Raw genomic sequence first — 6,247 nt, forward strand, 5'->3', positions numbered from 1 at the left:
TTTTCACTCGCCTTCTCGTGAGCGATGCGAACGTCTCGCCAATGCTCTTTCTCGATTGCTCTTTCGGAGAACGGATAACCCTCAACTCATAACCAGTTCCTTTGCTCTTTCCTACCCCCTACCTGCGGCCCCCAACCACGCTTGTTACACAGCATGATATAATTGTTCTGCATTACAGGAGGTGTTAGCAGTGTATTACAGATCAAAAGAAAATGGTATTTTCAATTTCAATCTGTACTCAAATTACAGGGCAGTAGGGAGTCGATACATCGCTACACGTCCATCGGAGCAAGAAGATGTTGTTGAGGAACTGAACAGCGAAGATGATGCGAAGCTTTTCGAAGACTTTATCTGGGCTTCTCTCCAGAGAGTTCGCGACTATATCGACTTCAAGGACTTTGATAGTTTTTGTCATGGAAGAAGGCAGTGAATGTAAGGCTAAAGGCGAGTAAAGCAACGGAAAACAGAAGATGATGTGAATAATCGCGCATAGTGTTCCGACAGTACCTCAGGCAGTGTATAATAACAAGGATCTACCAGACGCAAGTCGGAGAAAAGGAGGTAAGAATGGAACTAAACCCTTGTTCAGTTGTTTGTATAGGTATTCAAAGTCTTCATTTTTCTAATCACGTTGTTCTTTCCTCAGAAAAAGGTGCTCGCCTTTCTCTCCGCGCTCGTCGTCCTTGCTTCTAACTGAAAAACTTCTAGAAGAGCTAGCATCCTGATAACTATTCTTGTAACTGGATTTATCCTATTTGATTGTTCTAACTTGCAGCAGGCAAGAGGAATTTGACAATTGCTTACATTCTCATGGAGGTGGGAAATATGGTTAAAAAGAGTATACTTACTCTTCTTATAATTCTTTTCATAAGCATTACAGCGTTTTCACTTACTTTCGAAGTATCAATAAGCCAGGACGCACTGGATACAGTAGCGTCTCTAGGTTTAGAGACACCGATCAACGGACGAGTACTCGTAATTGTCAGCAAGGATTCTTCTAGAGAACCTAGCTTGCAGACAGATGTAAGAGGAGTTCCGTTCTGGGGAAAGGATGTCTTCGATATGACATCTGAATCGGTAGTGGAGATCTCAGATGGAGATATGGCTGTGGCAGGTTATCCAATTGAGATATCGGAACTACCGGCCGGAGAATACTTTGTACAGGCTTTTGTAAATGTATACACGACCTTTGCTAGAGCCGACGGTCATACCATACTCATGCACGATGACACTGGAGACGGGCAGTGGTTCTGGGAATCAGTTGGCAATGCAAAAAGCAAGACCAAGAAGATCTATCTTGATCCGGCAAATCCCGGTACAGTGAAACTGGCTATCACAGAAGTGATAATGCCCGATTATGAACTAGAGCCGGGCATGGTGCTTCAGCAGGGGAATTACTCAGATACTGAATGGGTGAAGTACATAAAGATCAAGAGCGATGTTGTTTCCGAGTTCTGGGGCAAAGATATGTATATTGGAGCCAATGTCCTTCTCCCCGAAGGTTACTACGACAATCCTGATGTGTATTATCCGGTGATCTACTATCAGGGACACTTCCCTGGAGGCAGTGCTCCGGTGGGATTTAGAGTGAACAACGACGTATATAAGTTCTGGAATGAGGAAGGAAATGCAAGATTCATAGCCGTATCGTTCAGAGATGCCACACCTTACTACGACACATCTTATTCCGTCGACTCGGCGAACTCTGGCCCATACGGGACTGCAATAACAGAAGAACTCATACCTTATCTCGAAAGCCAGTTCCGAATGATTCCCGAGAAATGGGCAAGAATTCTTGCAGGCGGATCTACCGGAGGATGGGAAGCCCTTGCCATGAAAGTCTTCTACCCTGACTTTTTTGGAAGAACATACGTCTGGTATCCCGATGGAGTCGACTTCAATTATTATCAGTTGATCAACATCTACAACGATGACAATGCTTATTACTCCGACTTTGGCTGGATAAAGACCGAAAGACCGAGTGCAAGAGATACTCATGGTAACATCAGATTCACCGTGAAGCAGGAGAACTACTTCGAAATGGCTGCTGGACCGAGCAACAGATCTGGCGGGCAGTGGTCAGTTTGGGAATCAACTTACAGTCCCGTTGGCGCTGACGGATTCCCTCAGCCGATTTGGGATCAGGTAAGTGGAGAAATAAACAAGAAAGTTGCCGATTACTGGAAGAAGAATTACGATCTCAACTACATTCTTCAGGAAAACTGGGAAGAGATAGGTCCCAAGATAGCCGGTGATGTGCATGTTGCAGTTGGTGATATGGACAACTACTACCTCAATGAGGCAGTCTATCTCCTGAAAGACGCTATGGAGAAAATGGAGAACCCGGTTTCCGACATGACTTTCGATTTCGGCCCGAACCAGGGTCACGGATGGAAAGGCTGGAGTCCAGCCGACCCCAGCAAGGCACTTGCTCTCCAGGAATGGCTTGCACAGCTTTCAGACTACATGAAGGAAACCGCTCCGGAGGAAGCAGAAAAGAACTGGATCTACTAGATACTCCAACATAAAGAAGAGGGATGCTAGAATTGACCGGAGGGGAAACCCTCCGGCTTCTTTATTCAGGAGGTGTTCTTCTGAGGATTCTAATAGTCGAAGACGAGGCAACGATATCTGCCTTTCTTCAGAAGGGTTTGAAAGAGGAGGGCTTCGCAGTGGATGCAGCGAGAAGTGGAAATGAAGCCCTGGAACTAGCTTCATCAAACCAATATGAAGTAATAGTTCTGGACATTCTTTTGCCTGGCAAAAATGGTTTCGAAGTCTGCAGTGAACTGAGAGCAAGCGGTAATTACACACCTGTTCTCATGTTGACTGCTCTGGATTCTGTAGACGAGCGGGTTAAGGGGCTTAACACGGGAGCGGATGACTATCTCGTAAAACCATTTGCATTCAAGGAACTGCTTGCAAGGATCAATGCGTTGCTTCGCAGGCCACGTGAAACTTTCGAAAGGGTTTTGAGAGTCGGGGACTTGTCTATAGATACTGTCTCTCATATGGTACGAAGGGATGACGTGGAGATTGAGCTTTCACCCAAAGAGTACAGGCTTCTGGAGTATCTTGCAAGAAATGCTCATCAGGTTCTGAGCAGGACACAGATCGCAGAAAGCGTCTGGGATCAAGATTTTTTCAGTGATTCGAACGTCGTCGATGTCTACATAAGATATTTGAGAAAAAAGATTGACGATCCTTTCTCCACAAAGCTAATCAACACTGTTAGAGGCTTCGGTTACAGGCTAGGTTGATACGATGAAAAAGATAGTTCCTATCAGGATAAAGCTGACTCTCTGGTACGTCCTTTTCCTGGGTGTTATTCTATTTGCGTTTAGCGTTTCGATCTATGCGATTCTCAGCGCACAGCTTCATAGCGAAGCCGATTCGTCATTGAGAATCGTATCTTCGCAGCTCCTTGCAAATATCGAGATCGTCCAGGATCTTCCGATATTCAGGAAGACCGTCGAAATGGAATCTCTCAGTAACAGGTTACTTGCCGAAGGATTCGCTGTCAGGTTGATGGATGGATCGGGAAACATTGTTGAGGGTTTTGGGCCGTTTGGAATTCTAAAGGCCTCATTAGAGCTTTCTGACAGGGAATTCACTACAGTCTCTACATCTGTGGGCGTCTGGAGGATTTTCACCGTTAAGATTGGTCAGTGGGGATGGATGCAGGTGGGAGAATCTCTTTCGAGTGTCAGAATTGCCCTCTTCCGACTGTCCAGGTTGATGCTGATTCTCGGACCTACGATAATTATTCTTGCAGTGCTTGGCGGGTTTTACATGGCAAAGAAATCGCTTGAGCCCGTGGAGAGAATTACGCTGCTTGCAGAAGAGATCAGTGTTGAAAAACTCAACAAGAGGCTCAACCTGACTTTGCCAAATGACGAGCTAGGACATCTCGCCAGTACTTTTGACGGAATGCTCGAGAGACTTGAAGAATCCGTCAAGAAGCAAAGACAGTTCACGTCTGATGCGGCGCATGAGTTGAGAACGCCTTTGACAGCGATTAGAAGTATTGTGGACGTTACACTTCACAGAGATAGGGATTCCGATGAATATGTGAATGCGCTTGTTCAGATTCAGAACGAAATTGAAAGACTTAGCAGTATTATAGATGATCTTCTTGTAATCACGCGGCTTGAGAATAGCCTTCAAAAAGGTGATTACAAAGTCTTTCCAGCAGGGGTCTTAATCGAAGATGTTCTTGACACGATAGCAGTCCTCGCCAAAGAAAAGAACATACATATTATGACGGAAATTCCTTCTGACCTTGAGATAGCAGGCGATCGACAAAAGCTTTCTAGAGCAATCTTCAATCTCGTGGATAATGCGATAAAGTACACCCCCGAGGGCGGCCAGATAAGGATATCCGGAGAGAAAGACCAGTCAAGAGAAGAAGTCGAAATTCTCATAGAAGACAATGGAATAGGAATACCGGCAGATGAGATTGACAAGATATTCGACAGGTTCTATAGAGTTGACAAGGCGAGATCTGAGACAAGGGGCACAGGACTTGGGCTGTCTATAGCTCAGGAGATAGTAAAGGCTCACAACGGAACGATAACTGTAAAGAGCTCATCTCAGCAGGGATCTATATTCAGAGTGACTCTCCCCTTGAAAATTAGAAAACTCTAATCTGAGTCTAATTCTTCTCTAATCTCTCCGATTTATATTTGGTTGCAGCAGCGATAGAAGTTTCACATAGATGTGATCCCCGTACACAGATGTAGATCAAGCAATTGCGGGAAGGGGAGCCTGGAAATGAATCAAGCTACTCCGGCAAGGCGATAGCAAGACAGGCTCCCATTCTGGAAAAATGAAAAAAGCCCTTTTCATCATCCCCAAAATAGAAGCCAGGTGACTGGCTTCTATTATTCTAGTCTCTCCGAGGGAGTGACACCGACATCCTGGAATGAATCTTAAGCATTCCCTCGGCTTGAAGGAAGCTTAAGATATCAAATAACTCGTACCTCAACATGTTCAGCTCCCCGGCCAAAGCGTCTATGTTTACATAGATATCGGGATCGTTTGAGGTCAACTCCTTGAGCTTCAAGATCACCGCCTGTCTTTGCTTTTCCTTGTCAGGGATCCCGCCTCCTTCAACTTGAAGAATCCCCTTGTGAGTAATCCTGCCCATTCTGAAAGGCTTGATCTCGATCAGTTCTTCATCCACTAGTATATTCAGGCTTTCGTTCACTTCGCCGGGACAACCTCCGACTTCCCTAATCAACTCGTCAACAGAGAAGTATCTCTTTTCTCTCCCGAGAACTTTGTCGTATATCTTCGCCAATATTGATTGTTCATGCTCTGATATGCCCATTTCAATACCTCTTTGGTTTTCCTACCGGAGCCATGTAAATGACAAATTCGTCATAACCATCTAGACCTATCAACTTATCGATCTTCTCCTGATCGTAAGCTGCAATGGCGCATGTTCCAAGGTTTAGGGCCTCACAGGCAAGGTATAGATTCTGGCAGATATGACCTGCGTCCAGAAGGATTGGTTTGTATGATGTCAGGTCGTATCTCCACTCTGTCCTGTAGGGGATGACCGACCATACGAAAGTTGCAGCGCAATGTCCAACGAACTTCTGGCCTAGAGCGGCATCAGCAACTTCACTGGCGAAGTCGCCTTCCTTCTCCAAAACCAAAGAGTGAGACAAGGCGACGTAACGATAAAGGCCTCTCTTCAACCCTTTTACCAGTCTAACGAATATGTATGTCTCAAACGGGTGCCTTGCTCCAGCAGACGGGACAGTTCGCAACGTCGCATAGTTGTTTTTCATCACTGCTTTTACACCCTGAGAAGACCAGAGAAGAAAAGACAAAGCCTCAAGCGACAACTTCTCATCCGAGTAGACTCTTCTGCTTTCTCTAGAAAAAACTATCTCTCTCAAATCCTTCATTATAAGGTGAGTTGAGTTTGGGTCAGGAAGACTAATAAGGTCGTAACCCTCCGAGCTCTTCTCAAGAGAGGGCTGCGGCAGTCCCTTCATCTGATCTGTCTTGTTCATCTCTCTATTGACTTCTTGCCATATCTTGTTGCTCAAGAAAGCTCTTCCTTCCTTTCTTGTCATCATGAGAGCTCGCCTCCTTCGATTCATATAAATAAGTGTAGCACAGCAGCAAAAAAGTGAAGGACAGACTTGCAAATCTAATCAGAGCTTTTCAACAAGAGCCGCTATATGCTGGTCGCTGACGAAGACAACGTTGGCCGTCAACGGTCCGCCGTCCA

6 protein-coding genes are annotated in these 6,247 nt (G+C 45.4%); 4 read left to right on the forward strand and 2 right to left on the reverse strand.

The window, feature by feature from the left end:
• Nucleotides 1-190: 190 nt before the first annotated feature.
• From B3N33_RS00370 to B3N33_RS00385, 4 genes are all read left to right on the forward strand, one after another.
• Nucleotides 191-430 (forward strand): chemotaxis protein, encoded by a 240-nt coding sequence (locus B3N33_RS00370; RefSeq protein ID WP_099829535.1) that lies wholly within the window; start codon nucleotides 191-193, stop codon nucleotides 428-430.
• 395 nt (nucleotides 431-825) lie between these two features.
• Nucleotides 826-2,514 (forward strand): alpha/beta hydrolase-fold protein, encoded by a 1,689-nt coding sequence (locus B3N33_RS00375; RefSeq protein ID WP_214079719.1) that lies wholly within the window; start codon nucleotides 826-828, stop codon nucleotides 2,512-2,514.
• Nucleotides 2,515-2,594: 80 nt separating this feature from the next.
• On the forward strand, nucleotides 2,595-3,260 hold the full coding sequence (locus B3N33_RS00380; RefSeq protein ID WP_165775351.1) for a response regulator transcription factor: 666 nt from the start codon (nucleotides 2,595-2,597) through the stop codon (nucleotides 3,258-3,260).
• Nucleotides 3,261-3,264: 4 nt separating this feature from the next.
• Nucleotides 3,265-4,647 (forward strand): sensor histidine kinase, encoded by a 1,383-nt coding sequence (locus B3N33_RS00385; RefSeq protein ID WP_292591773.1) that lies wholly within the window; start codon nucleotides 3,265-3,267, stop codon nucleotides 4,645-4,647.
• Between the two features lie 241 nt (nucleotides 4,648-4,888).
• Here the strand turns inward: B3N33_RS00385 and B3N33_RS00390 are convergent, their stop codons facing one another.
• Nucleotides 4,889-5,332 (reverse strand): hypothetical protein, encoded by a 444-nt coding sequence (locus B3N33_RS00390; RefSeq protein WP_292591775.1) that lies wholly within the window; start codon nucleotides 5,330-5,332, stop codon nucleotides 4,889-4,891.
• A gap of 1 nt (nucleotide 5,333) precedes the next feature.
• On the reverse strand, nucleotides 5,334-6,092 hold the full coding sequence (locus tag B3N33_RS00395) for a SagB/ThcOx family dehydrogenase (RefSeq protein WP_099829531.1): 759 nt from the start codon (nucleotides 6,090-6,092) through the stop codon (nucleotides 5,334-5,336).
• Nucleotides 6,093-6,247 lie beyond the last annotated feature (155 nt).

The organism is Mesotoga sp. UBA5825, assembly GCF_002432955.1.
Taxonomy (GTDB): Bacteria; Thermotogota; Thermotogae; order Petrotogales; family Kosmotogaceae; genus Mesotoga.

Coding starts and splice junctions, on each gene's coding strand:
- B3N33_RS00390 (WP_292591775.1), bottom strand. CDS start 5,332: ATGGGCATATCAGAGCATGAACAATCAATATTGGCGAAGATATACGAC.
- B3N33_RS00385 (WP_292591773.1), top strand. CDS start 3,265: ATGAAAAAGATAGTTCCTATCAGGATAAAGCTGACTCTCTGGTACGTC.
- B3N33_RS00395 (WP_099829531.1), bottom strand. CDS start 6,092: ATGATGACAAGAAAGGAAGGAAGAGCTTTCTTGAGCAACAAGATATGG.
- B3N33_RS00375 (WP_214079719.1), top strand. CDS start 826: ATGGTTAAAAAGAGTATACTTACTCTTCTTATAATTCTTTTCATAAGC.